This is a genomic window from Myroides sp. 1354 (assembly GCF_030324495.1).
GTDB lineage: Bacteria > Bacteroidota > Bacteroidia > Flavobacteriales > Flavobacteriaceae > Flavobacterium.
In genome coordinates, this window is the sequence record NZ_JACAGN010000024.1 from 1 (window position 1) to 20,476 (window position 20,476).

18 protein-coding genes are annotated in these 20,476 nt (G+C 30.9%); 6 read left to right on the forward strand and 12 right to left on the reverse strand.

Features of this window, described 5'->3' with window-relative positions:
• Positions 1-110: 110 nt before the first annotated feature.
• Positions 111-2,417, reverse strand: coding sequence for an AAA family ATPase (locus tag HX004_RS16675; protein ID WP_286443845.1), 2,307 nt, complete (start codon positions 2,415-2,417; stop codon positions 111-113).
• Positions 2,418-2,894: 477 nt separating this feature from the next.
• On the opposite strand from HX004_RS16675, the gene HX004_RS16680 reads away from it, so the two are divergent.
• The 3 genes from HX004_RS16680 to HX004_RS16690 are packed head-to-tail and all read left to right on the forward strand — an operon-like array spanning position 2,895 to position 6,938.
• On the forward strand, positions 2,895-3,887 hold the full coding sequence (locus tag HX004_RS16680; protein ID WP_286443848.1) for a hypothetical protein: 993 nt from the start codon (positions 2,895-2,897) through the stop codon (positions 3,885-3,887).
• Positions 3,888-3,937: 50 nt separating this feature from the next.
• On the forward strand, positions 3,938-4,975 hold the full coding sequence (locus HX004_RS16685) for a PD-(D/E)XK nuclease family protein (RefSeq protein ID WP_286443850.1): 1,038 nt from the start codon (positions 3,938-3,940) through the stop codon (positions 4,973-4,975).
• A 7-nt stretch (positions 4,976-4,982) separates the two neighbouring features.
• The gene (locus HX004_RS16690) at positions 4,983-6,938 is read left to right on the forward strand and encodes a DUF4365 domain-containing protein (RefSeq protein WP_286443851.1); all 1,956 of its coding nucleotides are present in this window, start codon (positions 4,983-4,985) and stop codon (positions 6,936-6,938) included.
• Positions 6,939-7,726: 788 nt separating this feature from the next.
• On the opposite strand, the gene HX004_RS16695 is transcribed toward HX004_RS16690, so the two are convergent.
• The 8 genes from HX004_RS16695 to HX004_RS16730 form a co-directional block, all read right to left on the reverse strand.
• Positions 7,727-8,560, reverse strand: a complete 834-nt coding sequence (locus HX004_RS16695) for a hypothetical protein (protein WP_286443852.1) — start codon at positions 8,558-8,560, stop codon at positions 7,727-7,729.
• Between the two features lie 4 nt (positions 8,561-8,564).
• Positions 8,565-9,158, reverse strand: a complete 594-nt coding sequence (locus HX004_RS16700) for a hypothetical protein (protein ID WP_286443854.1) — start codon at positions 9,156-9,158, stop codon at positions 8,565-8,567.
• Between the two features lie 397 nt (positions 9,159-9,555).
• Positions 9,556-10,131, reverse strand: coding sequence for a hypothetical protein (locus HX004_RS16705; RefSeq protein WP_286443855.1), 576 nt, complete (start codon positions 10,129-10,131; stop codon positions 9,556-9,558).
• Positions 10,132-10,552: 421 nt separating this feature from the next.
• A complete protein-coding gene (locus HX004_RS16710; RefSeq protein ID WP_286443856.1) occupies positions 10,553-10,990 on the reverse strand; it encodes a MarR family winged helix-turn-helix transcriptional regulator in 438 nt (145 codons plus the stop codon).
• Between the two features lie 18 nt (positions 10,991-11,008).
• Positions 11,009-11,755 carry an SDR family NAD(P)-dependent oxidoreductase gene (locus tag HX004_RS16715; protein WP_286443857.1) on the reverse strand — a complete coding sequence of 249 codons (747 nt, stop codon included), beginning with the start codon at positions 11,753-11,755 and terminating at the stop codon, positions 11,009-11,011.
• A 254-nt stretch (positions 11,756-12,009) separates the two neighbouring features.
• Positions 12,010-12,993 (reverse strand): aldo/keto reductase, encoded by a 984-nt coding sequence (locus HX004_RS16720; RefSeq protein WP_286443858.1) that lies wholly within the window; start codon positions 12,991-12,993, stop codon positions 12,010-12,012.
• 4 nt (positions 12,994-12,997) lie between these two features.
• Positions 12,998-13,288: a putative quinol monooxygenase gene (locus HX004_RS16725; protein WP_286443860.1), complete on the reverse strand. Its 291-nt coding sequence runs from the start codon at positions 13,286-13,288 to the stop codon at positions 12,998-13,000.
• A gap of 2 nt (positions 13,289-13,290) precedes the next feature.
• Entirely contained in the window at positions 13,291-13,896 is a 606-nt protein-coding gene (locus tag HX004_RS16730) for an NAD(P)H-dependent oxidoreductase (RefSeq protein WP_286443861.1), read from the reverse strand.
• Positions 13,897-14,170: 274 nt separating this feature from the next.
• Between HX004_RS16730 and HX004_RS16735 the strand changes: the two genes are divergently transcribed.
• Complete coding sequence (locus HX004_RS16735) at positions 14,171-15,070, forward strand: LysR family transcriptional regulator (RefSeq protein WP_286443862.1); 900 nt, start codon at positions 14,171-14,173, stop codon at positions 15,068-15,070.
• Positions 15,071-15,122: 52 nt separating this feature from the next.
• On the opposite strand, the gene rlmF is transcribed toward HX004_RS16735, so the two are convergent.
• Positions 15,123-16,031 (reverse strand): 23S rRNA (adenine(1618)-N(6))-methyltransferase RlmF, encoded by a 909-nt coding sequence (gene rlmF / locus HX004_RS16740; protein WP_286443864.1) that lies wholly within the window; start codon positions 16,029-16,031, stop codon positions 15,123-15,125.
• A 194-nt stretch (positions 16,032-16,225) separates the two neighbouring features.
• Here rlmF and HX004_RS16745 point away from each other — a divergent pair, with 194 nt between their 5' ends.
• Entirely contained in the window at positions 16,226-17,848 is a 1,623-nt protein-coding gene (locus HX004_RS16745; RefSeq protein WP_286443866.1) for a histidine kinase, read from the forward strand.
• 68 nt (positions 17,849-17,916) lie between these two features.
• On the opposite strand, the gene HX004_RS16750 is transcribed toward HX004_RS16745, so the two are convergent.
• Positions 17,917-18,333, reverse strand: a complete 417-nt coding sequence (locus HX004_RS16750) for a DUF6591 domain-containing protein (RefSeq protein ID WP_060873108.1) — start codon at positions 18,331-18,333, stop codon at positions 17,917-17,919.
• Between the two features lie 507 nt (positions 18,334-18,840).
• On the opposite strand from HX004_RS16750, the gene HX004_RS16755 reads away from it, so the two are divergent.
• Positions 18,841-19,164, forward strand: coding sequence for a hypothetical protein (locus HX004_RS16755; RefSeq protein ID WP_286443868.1), 324 nt, complete (start codon positions 18,841-18,843; stop codon positions 19,162-19,164).
• A 306-nt stretch (positions 19,165-19,470) separates the two neighbouring features.
• On the opposite strand, the gene HX004_RS16760 is transcribed toward HX004_RS16755, so the two are convergent.
• Positions 19,471-20,415: an IS1595 family transposase gene (locus tag HX004_RS16760; RefSeq protein ID WP_353620019.1), complete on the reverse strand. Its 945-nt coding sequence runs from the start codon at positions 20,413-20,415 to the stop codon at positions 19,471-19,473.
• Positions 20,416-20,476: the final 61 nt, after the last annotated feature.

Sequence of the window (20,476 nt, forward strand, 5' to 3'; positions counted from 1 at the left end):
AACTCCGTTTCCTAGCTTTGGGGCTTAAGCCCCAAAGCTAGGAAACGGAAACTGACACAGTTTGTGTTACACTCCCTTTAATTCATAAAATTATTATGCCATTTATAGATTTATTTCTTTTCTAAAATCCAACTATCTAAAAAATCATTAGCCTTTTGAATGTAATCTAAAGCCTCTTGTTTTGTTTTAGTTTGCCCTGGATGAGCTGCCGAATTCCTATCATTACGTAAATTATCAAGTAGATTAACTTTTAAACTAGTTGTATTCTTAAATTCTGTTTGTAAAATGGTACCTAATAAATTCAATTCTTTATTATTACAACAATCTTTAATCAATGTAGATCCTAATAACTTTTTCTCCATTGATGCTTGCATTTTTCCAAACAACCAAGTAGCGTTAGGTTTGATTTGTTGGAAGATCTGTTTTAGTTCATTTTCAATAACTCTTCCATATTGAATGATAACTGGAGAGTAGTCTACAGAACCATTATTAGTACCAAGTAGGAACTGACCTGAAATTAAATAATCAACACTCACTCCTGATAGTTTTGATATATCGAATCGACTTAGAACTGATTGTCTATAGACTGTAATATCTTTTTCTTTTACAAATTCATCAATCTTTGTTTGTAACTTATCTATAGTATCTTTATTTTGTACAAGACTCTGCTTAAATTTTTTAAGTTCAGTTAAGAAACTATCTCTCTGAATATTTAATAAACTTAGTTCAAGTTTGTAATTTTCGTCAAAAAAACCACCATCAAATATCTTAAAATCTATACTCCCATCATCACCAAAGAGCACATTTTCAATTTGTTTTTTCCCTTGAATGGTTTGATTTATCCCTCTTAGATAAAGTATTTTTACATCCTGCTGTTTTAATTTTTTCTCAGCTACTAATGTTTGAAATTTTCTTATTAAGTATTCACTATGCGTTTCAATAATTATTTGGATATTAAATTTATTACTAGCCTCTGTGAACATATCTGCTAATAAAGATTGCCATTTAGGATGCAAATTAGATTCTGGCTCTTCAATAATAAGTAGACTTGGAGCATAACGAATATAATACTCGTCATCATATCCATATTCATTTCTAGTATTTTCATGAGCTAAAACACTAATTTGCATTATAATTAAAATAAGCTGTTTTATTCCATATCCAAAATCAACTAAATCACGTTTCACATCATCTAATGTTGTAATTGAAACTAAGATGGATTGATACTTAGGATTAATCTCAATTTGAATCTCCCTCCCTATTTCAAAAGCTTCAAGGTACTTCTTTACAAAATCACTGTTCATATCAACAACCTCAAAACGCTTTAACAAATCAACAAAAGGTGAATTAGAAGAAGCATTATAACTCCTTACATTTTCTTCTTTTATAGCAGATATATAATTTATAGCTGAAATCCTTTGAACTAGATTTTCCCAGCTATTCATAAAATAATCTTCTATAATACGATAATTGTCTTTATTTTCTTTTAAGGCCTCCCATTGGAGGTTTTTACTTAAAATTTCTTTTGCTTGATAATACAAAAGATCTTCTATTTTTGGTGGTTCAATAAAATCTTCTTCACTTATAAAGTCATCTTCTTCAATAGGGGCTTTTCCTGTTATCTGTGTCTCTTCTTTACTTAATTTTGTAAGAAAAGCATCCCACTCTTCAGTAGAAAGATCCTCTTTAAAACAATTAATAAATAAAGAGGCTACAAGACCATGATCTCTCGTTATCTTATCTAGTTCTTCTAAGCTCTGCCCCCTCCAACTTACTTTATCCTCCAAATAATTATTGTATACCTCTTTTAAAGACGATATATTTTCTCTAATCTTATCTAAATTAATTGACCACTCTATATACCCCACTAGAGGGCTATATCTAGGAGGTATACCCCATCGTATTTTTCTTTTTCCACTTCTTAATTCTTCTTCTTCTTCAGCACGTCTTTTTTCAAAATCTATCTTATAATCAATTTCTTCTTCTTCTGTTGCTTTTCTATATACAAATGAATACAAGATTTTGTTATCTTTTTTATCAACTACTTGAAACTCTCTTAATACAGCATTATAACTCCCTTTCTTTTCACTTTGAGCTTCAAATAAAAGGGAGATACTAAAATTCGTTAATCCAAAAAAAGTATAGGGAAGAATTATTTCGATACTCCTATTCTCTTTATCAAACAGAAGATTATCAAAATCTCCTAACAAATGTTCTTGCTTTTTAAGATCTAGACTAAATGGATATTTTGATTCTTTTATACTGTTTTTCAACATCTGAAGTGCTTTGACAATAGAACTTTTACCAGAATTATTAGATCCTGTTAACAGATTTATGGATGTAAATTCTTCCATAAATCCTTTACTATTATCAAAAACGCGGTAATTCTTTAATCCGAAAGTATTTATTAATTTCATGAGTAATAATCTATAATTCAAGATCTAAAATTAAATCAAATTCTTTGCTATTAATAATAAAGCCAGTATAATGATTTATTTGATATACAAATTTCTTCTGAATATATAAATAATCAATTACTTAATAGTACTAGTTTATTTTGGCTATAGAATACTCCTATATTTATTTTAGTTAATAACTCCCTAATAACTTTAATTAATAATATTTTACCTTAGTTTTTTAATTCAAATTGACAAAAATGCTAAAAAACTACTCCCTTTAAGATTGAGTCTATTTTTTGCTTTAAATACAATAACACAAGAGACTATCGATATTGATTTATCTAAATCAATATCGATAGGTAAACATCATAGAAAATTTCAAGTGCCTTATTAGCAACAAAGTATAATAGTAGACCAATATTTAATTCCTTAATTTTACGCTATGCGATCTCGCAGACTACAAAGCCAATACATAAACTAATTATAACATATATAATGATTGAAACAGCTATATCAATAACAATAAATCGTAAATCAGATATTGAAGTAATACAAGATAAAATTATTGAACAGAAATTTCAATTCCCGATATATATTCGAGAATATGACTCTAATTTTCAGCTTGACTTTACAAGTGACTATGAAGAATGGGAACTAGATTCTAAAATACTAGACTGTTTCCCGGGCTATGAATACATAACAGATATTGAAAATGGCAAAAAAGAGATTAGAATCGAAATCTCAAGATATCAGTCTGAGTATTCTCCAAATGTTTATGGAAAAGCTATAGAAAATCCTTTAAATGAGACTAAATATCTTGTAAAAAAATCATCCTTAAAAACTAAAAAATTCAATCCTATTATTAAGGTCTTATTTGAAAATCAAGAACATTATTATTATATAAATATTACTCAAAGCTTTAATGAAAACACTAAAGAACAAGGGTTTGTATTAATAGATAACTTCAAAACAAAGAATGAAGATAATAATACTAAAATTTTACAAGATAGATTATACAAATCACCTCTAGAAGCCTTTCTTTTTGGATACAGTAAAGTTTCTGAATTAGTAAATAATGATTTTTCAAATTTTCAAAATAACAAAAAAGCAGCTATCAAAGAAGAACAAAAAGCACCAAGAAAAATCATAAGAGATTTCATCAATTCTTGTAATAAATCTAAAATAGATGATGTTATAAAAAACCTTGATGCAAATATCATTTTTTTACAATACACAAATCAATTAGTAAAAAATAATATTATCAATATTTCTGAATTTATAAAATATCTAAATTCTTCACATCAACAATTACTTGGAAAAGATTTTAAAATAAGATCCTCTTGGGATATGAATTTACCCTCTGTGAGTATTGGAATAAAATACTATCCCAAATCAGATAATATGGAAATACAATCAAAACAAAAATATGAACAGATAACATTTAATTTTGAGAATAATAAGATTATAAGCATTATACATGATATCTAATTTAATTGAATCTTTCACTCAAAAAACACTTAACTAAATTACAATATATAATGTACAATAATCTATATAAGCTTTTCAAACGAGATGATTCTCAAGAAAAGAAGAACAAAACATTACTTGAAGATTTTAACACAGAATCCTTTGTTGGATTACTAAAAGGAAACGAAGATTTAAAAACTGCCTTCCTCTATACCTTTTTAAAGCTTTCAAATGACAAGTATAGTATAAACACTCAAATAAGTAAAAATATTAGCAATACACATCAAGAATATTCTGATTGTAGAATTGATATAGTATTAGAAGGTAAAGACAATATTGTTTTTATTGAATGCAAAGTAAATTCACAAGAAGGATATAAACAACTTGAGAGATATCAAGTAGCCTTAGAAACACATTATCCAAATAAAACTAAGACATTACTTTATATCACTAAAAACTATGCCCCTAAGAACATCCTTAATTACAATTTCAAACAATATAGATGGTATGAGATTGCAGATTTTTTAATTCATTATACAACACGTAATTATTACATAAATGAGTATATATTATTTCTAAAAGAACAGAAAATGACACAAGACACAAAACTATTACTCGAAAATATTAATGCTCTAAAGGTTTTACAAAAAACAGTAGAGATTGGTTTAACATATATTGAAAACTCTAAACAAGATTTTGAAACAAGATTTGGTAAGACAAAAGGAAATAGTAATCAAAATTGGGGAGAAATTAAACGGTCTAATCGTTTTTGTAATCTAACAGAGAACATACTAAAAGGTGATGGTTATTCAGAAATGCTGTATTCTATCGAATTTGAAACAGTTGAATTGAGTACACATTTATTTATTGAAAGAAATCATAGTTTATACAAGCAATTTATAAACATAGAGTATCCAAAAGAACTCACACTAATAGAAATAGATACAGGAGCTTCACTATATATAAAAGACCAATTAGATAGTTACTTAGAAAAAGATGATAGTATTACATTGATTAAAGAATGGTATCTAAAATCATTTGATTTGTTTAAAAACTACTTAGACAAGAGTAACATAAGTATACTAAACGAACTTGACAATAAATCCTAGTCTTAAAATGGAACATGATATTAATAATAGGAATTTACCTAATGATTCAAGAAATATACAATTAGAAATAAAGTCTAAAAACTACTTTCGCCTTTTATTTGATCCTCACAGATTTGTAGTTAAAGAAGAAACTATTGATAATGGAATTGATTTCAGACTTGAACTTAAGGCTAATAGTAAAATAACAGGTTTTGGATTAAATTTTCAACTCAAGAGTACAGAAAACACTAAGCAAAATATTGATGGATCTTACAGTAAAAGTATCAAAACAAGTAATATTGAATATCTTTTAAATAATGGACAACCTGGGTTCTATGGCTTCTACATTAACCAGGAGAATGCAATTTATTTTGTAACATTAAAAGAAGTAATACATTATCTAACAAATAGTAATCCTAAGTGGCAAGAGCAAGCTAACCATACTATTAAGTTTAAAAACAAATTGGATAGCAATTCTATAGATGAAATATATAGAATTGTTTTTTCTGATGGTATTTCATTGAGAAAAACAAATGCTTTACTTGCTGAAAATTTCGGAGCAATTAAAAAAAATGATGTTATCCTTACTGATTTCAATTACAATGTCATTTCTGAATCAGAAATTGTTTCTTGCATTGAAGAAATTGGCATTCTTTTAATTGACCAATGCAAATGGGATACTATTATTTCTTTACACCAAAAAACAAGACATTTAAACGATAGATCCGCCATATATAACCTTGTTGTTGGCGTATCTTACTACTATTCAGGAGAGTTTTTAAAATCAATAGACTTTCTTAAACAAGCAAATAGAAAAATCAATCTGTTAGAACCTACTCTAAAAGAATACTTGCTTTTTATGTATTTCAACCTCCAAAAAACCTTAAATTTTATTACTACTACTCAATATGAAGATATAGCAAACTCCTTTACAAAGGATGGAACAATATATCTCCACCAACAATTGGATGAAATAAAATTGTTAAGGAGTGAAATGTATACATCTGGTAATATTTCTATAAAATTTGAAAAAGCGATTCATAAACTCATTAACAATCCAAGAGCTACAAATTATATTAAAAACCTAGCTAAAATAGAACTACTTGATTATACATCAGAACAATTTATTTCTAGCTTAATTACAATATTAGTTCAAAATCAAGTAGAATATGCAGAACAGCAGTTTGGTGAAATTAGTAAACAATATGAAGAGCTTTGCCATCAGACAAAACAAGGTAATTCAAACTTTGCGTATCACATATGTACTATAAAATACTGTCGTTTCATTATACACTTTGATTGCCTAGTACGCAGAATCACAAACTTAAAGCTTCCTGATACATTTTTATCAAATGTCTTAAACAATGTGAATGATACATTATCTTACTTTAAATCAATAAAACACACTGAAAATGTATTATTTACACTAACTGTTTTACTTGAGTACTATCAAAATATAGAAAATCAAGAAAAGATATTAGAAGTTTTAAATCTTCTTGACACCTACATAGAACAATATGATAATTATGATTTTAATAAAAAAATTAATTACACTAAAGAAGAAGGAACCTTTGTTGAATGGATCATTAAAGAAAAAGAGAAAATTGATGATAGCACAAATAAGATATTAGTAATGCAAAAAGAGCTTAAGGAACTGGAACAAGAAGAAGAAAAATCACAACACTCTTTTAATAGTGCTTATTTCACGATTCATTTATTTCCTATGGGCAATTTTCAATTTAATCCTAAAGAAATTGATTTACTATTTAAAATATTAAAAATTAATGACATCAATTTAATAGATCACGTAAAATATATGTTTAAGTCTTCTATTATACCTGTAATTAATTGTTATCCAGATGAAATTACAGAAGAAGGTTTTGCAAATGGCAATGAGGAATATAAGGGAGATAAAAACTTTATTAATATTTATAATATAAGAAAACAATTATTTGAACATAAAATACATAAAGTGAAGATATAAGAATCAATTACCTAAACATTCATAGTAAAAAAATATTTTGTAATAGACAAAAGTCTATTTATTTCAATCTAAAAACACATAATTAAAGCTAAATATACACCCCGACAACACAATAATACCATAACAAGCATGTCATTTCACAACAAAATACATCAAATTAAATTAGTTAAATAATAATATAAAATAAACACAACAAAACACCAAAAAACAAAACAAAAACAAACAAAGGCTAAACCTAATATTTTTTCTAAAATATTCGCTTCCATCAATCAAAAAAACAGGTTATTATTTAACTTTTTAGTACTTTTTTAATACATTTAAAATCATTATATTTGATTTTAACCTAATTTACTAAGGTGAGCTATTAGGTGAGTTGGTTTTTTACAAACAAGACAATTAATTGATTTAAAGATATTTACAAGGAGTGGTTCGAATCCTGCCACCCCGACAAAAGGAAAGCTCTAACGAAGGTTAGAGCTTTTTTTGTGGTTGAAATTATCAAGTTTTACTTGAATAATTTTAAACATAAAAAAGCATACGAGCGAAGCGAAGCTTTCATTTGGTATAACTCTCCTTTCAAGAGGAACACCGACCAAAGGGAGGTAATCCTGCCACCCCGACAAAAGGAAAGCGCTTAGAATATGCAATCCCTTGTGTCTTTCGAAATAAATCTTCAGGTCATAGGGCGAATTGCCATTCACCCCTACGTTTTCTCTCAAAATAAAAAAACGAAGTGCTAAGAGTAGATAGAAAAAACACCTAATACTGAATCCGCTTTTTATGTTAATCTACAAGAAAGAATAGTTAACTGTAATCAAATAATTACCATACTCCGTTGTATCGTCACAAACTGGACATACAAATACATAACTCTCCTTCGCTATCTGATGGTAGTATATTTTTGAATGTAACACTGTATCAATAGGTACTGCTACATTAAGAAACATTTCTAAACTGTCTACATTTAGTTTTTTTTGTTCCAAACCTATTCCTTTAACTTCAAAAAACTGCTCAATAGCGCATAGCAATTGCTTCACAACAAAAACAGCAGCCACAATAGGATATTGATTAAAATGTCCTGCACAGTCTTCCTTAGAAAAAGGTTGAATCACAATCCGAAAGAAAGAGGATTCAATTTCCTCTATTTCAACTTTCTCAACAGTTAAGGATGTCCTTGTTGAAGGTTCATGATGTGTTATTGCATAGTTTTTAAACAGTCGATAAAACGAATCTTCTGAAAAAATAAAATAATCCAGTTCAAAAGTATAAGCAAGCTGATTGTGCTCATCCAAAATATCAACTAATGATTTTCCTTTTCGACTAGAATACTCAATACTTCTTGCACAATACTTTAATCCTTTATCAAGACTGCGATTATCAATTTTTCGAATTCTCAATTTTTCACCTAAAAAATATGTTTTTTCCGTAACATCCATCGTTTTTGCTAATGCAAGACTCCCCAAAGAAGAAGCGATTTGAGTAATTTTATAAAAATCGCTAAAAACTAAACAAGAATCACTAGGAACGGTATATTCCATTGTTGATTCTTTTATAGTCAAATGTTTTAAGTCAAACAAATATGGATCTGTTTCTCCAATAAAATGCTGTATTTGTTTCATCATACGTCTACTCTATTTTAAAGGAATACACACATTCAATAGTTGAATTCTCATCGTAAGAAGAAGGAAAGGCTTGGATACTCATATTTTCGAATTGAAAATAATCCCTCACTCCCTCCATAAAAGGCAACAACGTTGGAAAAGACAAATAGGAATCAATTTGGTACTTTTTTGCCGCTCTATGGTAGCGATCCACTCCTCTCAATACAATCGCAGCGTGATTCGGTGTAAATGCTTCAACTGAAAACTTGAATTCTGGACTTGAAGTATAAATGGCTGAGATAACAACTAAGATTAACGCCCTACAATCGCGGGTTATCATGGGATCTTTTGCCACAGCTTGTTCAGCTTTTGCTAGCCCCAATTGATAAAAGAGTTTATCCGATTGTACTCGAATCTGATCCACGCCATAGGTGGCCCCGATAGACTGTAACTGCAAAGCGTAAAACTGAGAAGTGATGTTGGACAGGTTAGTAGCTAAATCAGATACTGACGTAGGTAAATACAGTTGGATTAAATAATCTTTGATTTCAGGTGAAGGATAGTGATCATGTCCTCTTAATGCCTCTAATTGTTCAAATAAAGAGCTATTTTCTTTCATGTAAAGTGTTTTTGGTTTTTTAAGTTAATATTTAAAATTAAATATTAAAATTACAAAAAACACAGCTAATTTTTCCATTTTTTAAGCAAAAAAACATACTAAAATCTATTGACTATTCATTTCACCTTAATAAAAGTGAATGAGCCTTAAATAGATATTTAGGGAAATTGACTTCATTTGCAGTCAAAGTTGTACCCTTCTTGGATAAAATGACAGGAATTAAAAGATACCATCCCCTTCGTGTCCAGATAAGTTATGGCCATCTGTTTTAACTGGAAATATGCTTTAGTTAAAACGATTAGTTTCATAATAATTCATCAGAAGTCAATATAGCGTATTGACTTCTGATGAATTATAAATAAATTTAGGCTTTTATATGCTATTATTCTATATTTTGTTAGCTTCTTTTATTCTTATTGATTTCATCTTGGAGCTGTCTTCTAATTTTTTGTTCACGCTCCAACGCTAATTTTTTGTATTCTTCTAGTTCGCTTTCTGCCTCTATCTGCTTTTTACGCGCATCTTTAGTATCGGTAAAGCTTTTCTTAAACTGAGTAAACAAAATACCTAAAATCAACAGTAGAATTAGAATAATAGACCAAACGACGATTTTAAATGTACTTTTATGCGTACTAATCCCAATAAAATCAAGATTGTTTTCTTGCTCGACAGCACTTGCTAAGTCTTTTTGAAGAATTTGTAATTGACTGGATAAAGAATCTATTGACGTTTTTTGTTCAATAAGAGCCTTTTTGTTTTGTTGGATAGTAGTTTGTAAGCTACTTATCGAATCTTTTACGCTTTGCTGTAAATGTTGTAATTTATTTTTTTCTACTACCTTGTAATTTTGCCAGTTATTAGACTGACTCGTTAATGTATTAAATTGGTTTTCAATTGTATTTGTTTCGCTTTGTGCGTAGCTTGATAAAGTAAATGTTAGTAAGGTGACAGATAAAATAATTGTGTTTTTCATTCATTAAATTTTTGAGTATATTTTTCTATTAGCATATATAAAGCGTAAATAATTTATCTATTAAAACGTAAAAATACCTAGAATAATATGTGTGGGCAAAAATTTAATAAGGCTACCTAAAGTAAAAGTTGTTTTATTTACAATTATTGAGAAAGAAAAATTAAGTAAAAAAAATCATTTTTTGTTTTACTTTCATCAGGATTAACGACTAGAGGGAAGTGATGCTGCTGTAAGTAATTCTTTGCCATTCCTACAGGTTGTACTCTTGCCATTCATTACACGGGAGAGGACAGTCAAAATGTGCATCAAAAATTAATTAAGGAAGACGAAAAAAATAACACACTATCCGCATACAATACAAAAGCCCTGAATGGAGAGCTAAATCTCAGTTCAGGGCCTTATTTTTTAAATTTAGTTCAATTTAATCTTCTTTTATTTTGAGTAATAACGAAATCAATGTTTCTACTTCTGCATCCGTCAGCGTGCTATAAACCAAATCCACCGCTGACAAATGAAGCGTAACCTCTTGATAAAGCTGTTCTCCTTTTGTTGTCAAACTAATATCAATCAATCGTTTATCTACAGCATTTACTTCTTTTACTACGAGATTCTTATTGATTAACCGATCAACTAATCGAGAAACTCCTGCATTCTTTTCTATCATCTGTTCGAGGATATCAGAGGTTGACATTGGCCTCCCTGCCTTATGCAAGATGGATAAAACATTGTATTGTTGAGAAGTAAGATCATAGGTCGCAAAATATCGCTGGGATTTTTCATAGGCTTTGGTGTAAGATTCAACCATCGCTACTCCTAATTTTCTTCTAAGTGGTACTTCTTGTACATGTTTTGTTTTCATACCTGCAAGTTAAAAAAACTATTGAATCAAATAACCTCCATCTACGGGTAAATAAGTACCTGTACAGAAACTCGCATCTTCCGAAGCCATAAATAAAATTGCCTTGGCAATTTCTTCTGGTTTTCCCAATCTGTTCATCGGATGTTTAGACTCCATATACGCGCGCGACTCTTGGGAGGCATTGTCCATTAACAAGGGAGTTTCGATATAACCTGGTCCAATCGTATTTACGCGAATATGGTTTACTGCATTTTCTAAAGCTGCTACTTTGGTCAGCCCGATTAATCCGTGCTTTGAAGAGGCATAAGACGCAATCCCCAATTCAGCTACCTGACTCATGATAGACCCCACATTGACAATTGCTCCTCCAGTGGCTTGTTTGCGCATTTGAGCAATTTGATACTTCATTCCGTAAAAAACTCCACTTAAATTGATATCCAACACACGTTGCCATTCTTCAATTGGCTTTTCATGCAACAAACCACTATCTACTACTCCCGCATTGTTCACTGCCACATCCAAACTTCCGAAAAAATCAACAGTCGCTCGAACCGCTTGCTTCACCTCTTCCGCCTTAGAAACATTACAAGCTACAAAGCGAACCGCTGTGCCCTCTTTGGCTATTTCATCTAATGTATCTTTATTCTCTGTTAAATCTGCAATGACAATCTTCGCTCCTTCTCTAGCCATCAATACGGCAGCTGCTTTTCCTATTCCTGAATTCCCCCCTGTAATAAAGGCTACTTTGTCTTCAAATCGTTTCATAGTTTTTGTTTTTTGATTACTCAACTAAATTAATGATTAAACATCAATGTCTAGTCAATAATATAATAATTAACATATTGTTGGGATATTATGCTTTTATTTTTTCCTCATACTCAAGACAAAAACAAGGAATAATAAATTAAAAATCAATTGATTACATAATTTCACATGCTAAAACAATTGAATAAAAAAACGCTAACCGTAGTTAGCGCGTCTTCTTCTTTTTATCTTCTTTATTCAGGTGATTATGCGTACTAAATCTTCGCTAATGCAGTCTGAATGAATACTAAATCACTTGGGGTTAAAACAAGGTCCATTGCTTTGGCATTGGCAATAGCTTGTGTTGCATTACGAGCACCTGCTAGCACCACTGAAATACCAGGTTGTAAACTCGTCCATCTCAAGACCAATTGCGATACTGTAGCGCCCTTATCTGCAGCTAAAGGTGTAATCTCATGTAAAAACGCCTTTACCTTTTGAAGGTCAAACTGTTGGAAATATCCATTTCGATGGTCATTATCTTTTAGTTTCCCCTCTGTAAAATACTTTCCAGTCAACAAGCCTCTTTCCATCGGACTGTATACAATAATTCCTACATTTTGATCTAAGGCGTAGGGAACTAAATCTTGTTCAATACCTCTATTTAACATGCTATACCCGACTTGATTGCTCGCTACATTTACGATTTGACGGGCTTCTTTCACTTGATCAACGCTGTAGTTACTCACTCCTGCCGCGCGTATTTTTCCTTGTTGAATTAAGAGATCCAACGCTTCCATCGTCTCAGCAATTGGAGTGGTATGATCTGGCCAGTGAATTTGCAACAAGTCGATATAATCTGTTTGTAAACGACCTAAACTCTCTTCTACTTCTTTGATTACATTCGCCTTAGAAGCATATTTGTAAATGGGAATTTTTTTCCCTCCTTCTTCAGCATCAAAAAAATAATCTCCTCTTCCTTGGTTACTTCCATCCCAAACTAAACCAAATTTCGTTAGAATTTGTATTTTACTTCGATCATAATCTTTAATGGCTTGACCAATCATTTCTTCACTCAATCCAAAGCCGTAAAATGGAGCTGTATCTAAGGTAGTAACACCGCAATCGATGGAAGCTTTTACTGATTCAATTGAATCCTGTTGTTCATTGCCACCCCACATTGAACCGCCAATCGCAAATGCACCGTAAGTAATGGTGGATAATTCCAAATCTGTATTTCCTAATTTTCTGTATTCCATGATATTACATTTTTTGTGTTATAAATAATTGAGGGGATTCCCGTAAATGCGTATTGATTATTGAACCAAATAACTGAATATAAGGTTGTTGATTATGTTGATCCAATCCTGCTTGGTCACTCCAAACTTCGTAAAAAACAAAAGTAGATGCATCTGAAAGATCTTGATGCAAATCATACTGCAAACAAGCCTCTTCCAGGCGGGTTTTTTCTACCATATCAAGCAACAGATCTAAAACGTCTTTTCTATATTCCGGTTTGGCTTTTACAATTGCCGTTATCACGAGATTCTTCATCTTTAGTTTAGTATTGAAAATTGATTTTTAAGGTGAGTTATATAATCACAGCGATAAGCTTCTAAACGCTCTTCCGTGCAGTTTTTCTCCAAATCGTGAAAGTGAAAGCCTTCAATCTTGGTCAAACCCGTAAATTGATTCATTTTGTGAAATCCAAACAACACCCCTTCATCTTCTGTATGTTCGTCAAAAAATTCTCCAGCCAACGTAAAAGCTGTTTGAGGCGCATTCCAAGAACTAGTCACCATATACTGTTTTCCGTGCATTAATCCACCTGTACCATAGTTGATATCGGGATTTTTTCTACTTCTACCATCATTCGCATAAATTCCATTGTTGTGTCCTGCCGTAAATACCTCGTCAATATACTGCTTTAGTTTATAAGGTAGCTGAAACCACCAAATCGGTGTATGATATACAATAATATCCGCCCATTTGAAATTTTCTGCCTCTTCTACTGCTATATATGGATCATTAATTGAGGTCACTCGTATTTCATGACCTAATTCCTCTAGTGTTTCTTTGGTCCATGTGGTAAGTGTAGTATTAAATAACCCCCCAGAATGCGCAAAGGTTTGCCCCCCATTAATAATGAATATCTTTTTCATTTGTATTATTTTTATTATTGATGAAGCAAAGTTCTATCATTATAATGTATTATAAAAATAACTTATATAATAACAATATATCAGAATACTAATAGAAAATACAACTGATTCTAAGCAAAAATTCCAATAAAACAAGGCAATCAAAGCCTTTTTGACTAACTAGGCTAACAGGGAATTATCTTGGTAATTTTGTGTAATCTTGTTTTTTGATTCGATTTCCTATATCAAAGTGTAGTGAATTAAATCGTACTTTTGTATTATAAATGTTATACTTATGCGTTGGAATTTAGAATGGATTAGAACCTTTAAAGCGATTTATGAGACGGGCACTTTATCCGCTGCAGCTCAAGAATTGTTTATTTCGCAACCTGGTGTTAGTTTACACTTGAACTCCTTGGAAGCTTATACAGGGCATAAACTTTTTGATCGTTCAGCTCGAAAAATGGTACCTACGGAAAAGGGCAAAATACTGTACAATTTTGTTTTAGAATCCCTTACTAAGCTAGAAGTTGCCGAACAACATTTTCACAAACGCGCACAAACGGAACGCACTACAATCAGTGTGGGCATGTGCTTTGAAACGTTTCAATATACCTTAGAGGAGCATATTGCTGCACTTCCTTTTAATTTAATTATCAAGTTTGGCGAATATCCGCAAATGCAACAAGATTTAGACCACGGTTTATTGGACTTGATTATTACTCCTCAAAAGGGAAATCAACAAAACTTAACTTATACACCTTTCTCCAAGGAACGCCTTGTTCTCATTGCTGGTAATCAAACGGATACGAACGAAATCGAGCAACTTTTGGCACAGCAAAAGATAAAAGAAGTGGTTACCCTACTCAAACAACAGCTATGGTACAGTACAACAGCTGATATGGAGCACTTGAAGAATTTCTGGTTGGCTCATTTTAAACAACACCCTGATTTTAGTCCCAATTACATCGTTCCCAATATCAGCTCCATCATTCGCTGTTTAAGTGACGGAGAAGGCTTTTCCATTGTGCCTGATTTTCTATGTCAAGACAGCATACAATCGGGCAAGATTAAATTGGTTTGGGAAGGAATACAGCCCTTAGAAAACACGCTTTATTTTGGCACTCGAAAGAAAACGATGTACGCAGAGGAAATAGCGCTATTGGAAGAATTACTACAAAAAAAATGGAGTTAATCGCTTTTTGTGAGGAAATCGCTATTTTCTCAACTTCCTCACAAAAAAAAACTTAAAATCGCCAAGCTAAAATGCGACTTATCTTATTGCCTTGTTCCATATTAATTACGCGAACTTCCGCTACTTCAGATTTTCTTAGTAGGGATTGCAGCGGTTTTAAATTGTCTTTATTAGACACCAAAGTTGTAAACCAAACGGCTTGTCTTTTAAAGTGTTTACTCTCGTAAATATAGTTGGTGATGAAGGCTTTTTCTCCTCCCTCACACCATAATTCATTATTTTGACCACTGAAGTTTTGTACAGGTTTTCCAATGACTTCTTTTCCTAAGTTTCTCAGTTTCTGTGTTGTTTTAGCCAGCACTTCCTCTCGAGAGGAAAAGAAAGGAGGATTGCAAATCACCACGTCAAAATACTCTTTTTCACCTATGATGTTTTTCAGGATATTGCGTTTGCTCCTTTGTTGGCGAATTTCAACATTTTGCTTAAGATGAGGATTGTTTTCCACAATGTGACTTGCCGTTTTTATCGATACAACGTCCACTTCTGACCCAACGAACACCCATCCATATTCGGCTACTCCAATAATGGGGTAAATGACATTTGCACCAATCCCCAAGTCCAAGACCTTTACTCCTTTCCCTGTTGGGATCTTTCCTCCATTGCCTTCCGCTACTAAATCTGCGATATAGTGAATATAATCAGCACGCCCAGGAATAGGCGGGCAAAGGTTAGTTTTAGGCATTTCCCAAAACGTCATTTTATACTCTTTCATTAAAATGGCTTTGTTGAGTAAAACAACAGCCTCTGGAAGTGCAAAATCAATCGTATCTACACCAGAAGGATTCTTTATAATAAAAGGTGCCAATTCAGGAACAACTAACTTCAGTTTATCAAAATCATATAAACCTTGATGTTTATTGCGTTCATGTAGTTTTTTCTTGATTTGCTTTGCTTCTTTCATTCTCTTAATCTTTGGTACAAAATTAGACTATTTCCATGGTTTTCCTACGGTCCCTCCTATTTTAATTGCTCCTCTCAATTTTCCTTTCATTCGTTTCTTACTCGTTACAAAAGCGACAGTTTACGAAGTTTGTTAAAACGATACAGATTTTATACTAAAACTTTATTAACTTTACCTAGTTCCATTTATTGCCTATGAGAGACCAAGTGCTTGTATACTCCCTAGTATTACTAGCTGTTTTCAGTTTTACACATTGTACCAATAAGCAGTTAACCACCTCAACCGATATTGATCAGTTGTATGCTGTGCAATATGATACTACCTATAAAGATAGTCTCGCTAAAGCACTCTCTAGTTCAGTTGCCTATGCTTTAACCTTAACCAATACAGCACACAACAGAAGTGTGATTGACAGCACGTTAAATCAACTACGCTGGACGCTCGACTCTGTGAACTTTCGAAAGCTAGCCTACAAAAGTATTACCTTTGCTAAGCGTAAAAATGATTTACCTCATTTAGCTAGTACTTATAACAATATAGGCATGTACTATCACGATAGTTATCAATTGGATAGCACTTTTTATTATTATATTAAAACGGAAAACGTCTATAAAGAACTTCACGATTCTGTAAGGATTGGAGAAACTAAATTTTATCAAGCGCGTTTATTGTTTGAAATGGGCTTACATATGGAAAGTGAATCCAAAGTTTCTCAAGCGCTTTCCTTGTTAAATCAATATCCCCTTAATCCCGTTAACTTTGAAGCCAATCAACTCCTGGGGTTGTGTTTAATGGAACGAAAAAACTACAAGGAAGCTGAAATATACCTCAAAAGAGCCGTGAATCAGATTTTACTTGACATGACCAAACACAAAGTGCTAGACGAGAAGCGAGCTAAAATGGCCATTGGCAATGCTTACGGAAATTTAGCAGAAGTCTGTTACAACCAAAATAAATTTGAAGAAGCAAAGTCATATGTACTACAAGGGCAAAAATACATCGAAAAAGACACCCCAATTATGCTGGTCTCTTTTTTGAGAAATACCCTAGCCCAATGCAATTATCGCCTGACAAAAAACAGCGATTACATCAAAGAGGTACGCCAAAGTTTTACTGATGATTCTATTCTCGGAAATAGTTTCCGCATGTATTACAGCGCCATGAATTTAGCTCATTTATACTTATTGGATCAAAAACCTCAACAAGCCAATTCATGGGCCGAAATAGCCTATACCAACGCGACAAAACACCAAGTGCTTCCTCAACAAGTAGAAGCTTTGGAATTTTTATTGACCCATGATCAGTATCAAAAGCATCTGCAAGTAAAAGAATTAATTCGATTGAGACAAGCGCTAACAATACAAGAGAACCAAACGAGAAATACCTTTGCACGCATTGCTTATGAAACAGAGATAATTGAAAAAGAAAACAACCTCCTCAAAGATCGCATTTACGTCATCATTATCCTTGGAACAATCTTATTATTTATTCTGATTATCAGCACTTTTCGCTCTCGTTTAAAAATTAAAAATAAAGAACTACTATTAGTAAAAGCCCAGCGAAAAGCCAATAAAAGCATCAATGAACTAATTATTGAACGCAGTCTAATTTCCTTGGACATCAAGAAAAAAGAACGCAATCGCATTGCTAAAAATCTACATGATAGTATCGTCAATACTCTTTTTGGCATTCGCTTCCACTTACAAATGTTAGAAACACCTCAAACAGCAGCTAAAGATCTCTTGATTCACGAATTGCAAAAACTGGAAAACACCACGCGAGATATTTCACATACCTTAGTTGATAATAACTTATGACACTTATATATTTAGATGTACCAACATATTTAAACAAAAAATCCACTTCAAAAGAAGTGGATTTTTTGTTAGTACATTTCTGCCATCATAGAATTAACCTTATTTACTAGTTTAAGCATTCTAGCTAGTTGGTCAGGAGTCATATCAGATTTAACTCTATCCATTTTCTCACCCAACTCCTCAGCTTTCTCCATAAGTGCAGGTAAATCACCTAAAGCACTCATATCACTATTCTTGACCTTCTTCATGTAATCCATGTAGTCATTCATATAGCTTTCATAGCTATCAAGCAAATCATCAATATCTCTTGAACTTACTTTACTGGTTGTTTCTTCTTCATATTCACTAATATCATCCGAAGCATCATCAACAATACTTTCTGATTCATATTTAGTTTCATTTTCTTTAGATTCTTTTGAGTTACAACCAACAAATACAAGTGTTGATAATGATAATATACCTACGATAATTCCTTTTTTGTTCATCTGTTTAAATTTTAAGATTAATTAAATATTAGATTCAACATCATTGAATATGATGCATAACAAAAAGGTATTAAGGAGGTATCTTTAATCGTATAACATTAAAGAACAACAATTTTCAATCTAAGTATTATTGTACTTGATTTGTTTGTGTAGTTCTTTAATGTAGTAAGTAATTGTTTTCATTTTTTGTGGTATTTTAGGTTTATAAATAAAAGAAGCGTGGACATTGCAAACACACTAAACCTAGGAATACCACTCCCTAAAAAAGCAATGAATACAAGCCACGCCATATCGGCATACTCTCATATACATTATTTGCTTTTTTTATTCGAGGTGGTATTTCGGTTTAGCAATAATGCAATTAAGCACGTTTATTCTTTCGTAAAAAGCAAAGATAGAAATTATAAATAACAAAAAACAGCCTAGATTCAAAAATAATCTAGGCTGTTTATTTGGATTTTTAGTTGTTAAAATAAAAAAGTATATTTGTGTTAAATTTTAAAAATTATGATAAAAATCGAAACTTCCTATCAATTAGAAAAAACATACAACCCTATTCTTAATATAAGATATGAAAGTGATATTTATCTTGAATTTATTATTATAAACACATCAAATAGCGACCATATTATACATGAAATTAGTATGAAAACTTATTTTGGGTTTATACCAATAAAGAAAAGAAAACTAAATATTAAAGCATTTAAATTGAAAGGAAAAAGTAAAGTTTCTTTTTATACATATATACCAAAAACAATGAAACATAAAATTGTAGTTAATAACTTATATTTTTCTGATAAATTTCGGAAAAAACAGTTTTTACCTTTCTAGAAGGAATATCTGATGTTTTACAAGATAATATAGTTTTGTACCCTATTATTTCTACTTTTACTTTATTATAATATTTGGTATTATTAATACCAAAAAAATTCTTTATTTTTTCAAACATAACTAAGTGATTTAATTGTTTATACTTAATGTATGTATGAATTAAATTAAATCACTTTTTGTCTTAATACCAAGTATTTTTCACTGAACATAATAGTAATTCATCGAATATATCAACTTTCTTTCTTATATTGAATTTAAAGCAAAATTAACTAAGATAGTTTTAAATAATATAAATCAATATTATTTTTAAAACTTATCTATAAGTTCTTTATATTCAAGTTTATCATCCGCTGATATTAGGGCAAGGTTGAATCGTTCACCATCAGTTAATTTTCTTGTATTGAATCTGAAGGTAAATTCATTACAATATTTTGATAGGTGTTTTGGACTTGTTATGTGGTATATACCAATAATACCTCTTTTTAGTTGACTCCAAAAGCCTTCTATACTATTTGTATGGAATTGATCTTTAACATATATTCCTTTATTATGTTCAATTATTTTATGGATATATTCTTTAGAAAGTCCTTTATAACCTTTCCATCCATCAGATACAATAATAGAACCTTTAACTACTAAGTCATCTATAATACCTTTTAAAGTTTTACCTTTAGTATCAGGAATAACCTTAGTGTATACATATCCATTAGAAATTAATCCAAATACAGGTATTTTAGATTTTAAACTTCTACCTTGAGTATTATCAATTTTCTTGTTTTTACTTCTATTTTTATTTTTACCTCCAATATAAGTTTCGTCAACTTGAGTAATACCTTCAAATACAACTTCTGATTTATCTCTAAAATTATGACGTATTCTACTTAGCATAAACCAAGCAGTCTTTTGAGTTACATTAATATCTTTTGATAATTGTACGCTACTAATACCTTTTTTATGTGAAGCAAATAGATATATAGCTAGAAACCATTTTTTCAATTTAATATGCGAACCTTCAAACATAGTACCTATAGTTACAGTAAATCTATTTCTACAATGTTTGCATTTATACATTCCATTAAATATACCTTTAGCTCTTAATCTATAATGATTTTCTGATACACTTCCACAATGTGGACAAATAGGTTCATTATTCCATCTTAAGTTTTCTAAATATTCTCTACAATCATTTTCGGTTTGCAAAGTTTCCATCAAATTAATTAATGATTTAAATATTATAGTATTTGAATTCATTTTTTTATTTAATTTAATACTTTTTAACGAAAGTAAAAAACATTATTTGATTAATTTTTAT

Bases quoted from the DNA above. Each gene is read 5' to 3' on its own strand.
- HX004_RS16735 (WP_286443862.1), top strand. From the start codon at position 14,171: ATGCGTTGGAATTTAGAATGGATTAGAACCTTTAAAGCGATTTATGAG.
- HX004_RS16715 (WP_286443857.1), bottom strand. From the start codon at position 11,755: ATGAAACGATTTGAAGACAAAGTAGCCTTTATTACAGGGGGGAATTCA.
- HX004_RS16750 (WP_060873108.1), bottom strand. From the start codon at position 18,333: ATGAACAAAAAAGGAATTATCGTAGGTATATTATCATTATCAACACTT.
- HX004_RS16685 (WP_286443850.1), top strand. From the start codon at position 3,938: ATGTACAATAATCTATATAAGCTTTTCAAACGAGATGATTCTCAAGAA.
- HX004_RS16705 (WP_286443855.1), bottom strand. From the start codon at position 10,131: ATGAAAAACACAATTATTTTATCTGTCACCTTACTAACATTTACTTTA.
- HX004_RS16710 (WP_286443856.1), bottom strand. From the start codon at position 10,990: ATGAAAACAAAACATGTACAAGAAGTACCACTTAGAAGAAAATTAGGA.
- HX004_RS16675 (WP_286443845.1), bottom strand. From the start codon at position 2,417: ATGAAATTAATAAATACTTTCGGATTAAAGAATTACCGCGTTTTTGAT.
- HX004_RS16745 (WP_286443866.1), top strand. From the start codon at position 16,226: ATGAGAGACCAAGTGCTTGTATACTCCCTAGTATTACTAGCTGTTTTC.
- HX004_RS16725 (WP_286443860.1), bottom strand. From the start codon at position 13,288: ATGAAGAATCTCGTGATAACGGCAATTGTAAAAGCCAAACCGGAATAT.
- HX004_RS16760 (WP_353620019.1), bottom strand. From the start codon at position 20,415: ATGAATTCAAATACTATAATATTTAAATCATTAATTAATTTGATGGAA.
- HX004_RS16700 (WP_286443854.1), bottom strand. From the start codon at position 9,158: ATGAAAGAAAATAGCTCTTTATTTGAACAATTAGAGGCATTAAGAGGA.
- HX004_RS16730 (WP_286443861.1), bottom strand. From the start codon at position 13,896: ATGAAAAAGATATTCATTATTAATGGGGGGCAAACCTTTGCGCATTCT.
- rlmF (WP_286443864.1), bottom strand. From the start codon at position 16,031: ATGAAAGAAGCAAAGCAAATCAAGAAAAAACTACATGAACGCAATAAA.
- HX004_RS16690 (WP_286443851.1), top strand. From the start codon at position 4,983: ATGGAACATGATATTAATAATAGGAATTTACCTAATGATTCAAGAAAT.
- HX004_RS16755 (WP_286443868.1), top strand. From the start codon at position 18,841: ATGATAAAAATCGAAACTTCCTATCAATTAGAAAAAACATACAACCCT.
- HX004_RS16680 (WP_286443848.1), top strand. From the start codon at position 2,895: ATGATTGAAACAGCTATATCAATAACAATAAATCGTAAATCAGATATT.
- HX004_RS16720 (WP_286443858.1), bottom strand. From the start codon at position 12,993: ATGGAATACAGAAAATTAGGAAATACAGATTTGGAATTATCCACCATT.
- HX004_RS16695 (WP_286443852.1), bottom strand. From the start codon at position 8,560: ATGATGAAACAAATACAGCATTTTATTGGAGAAACAGATCCATATTTG.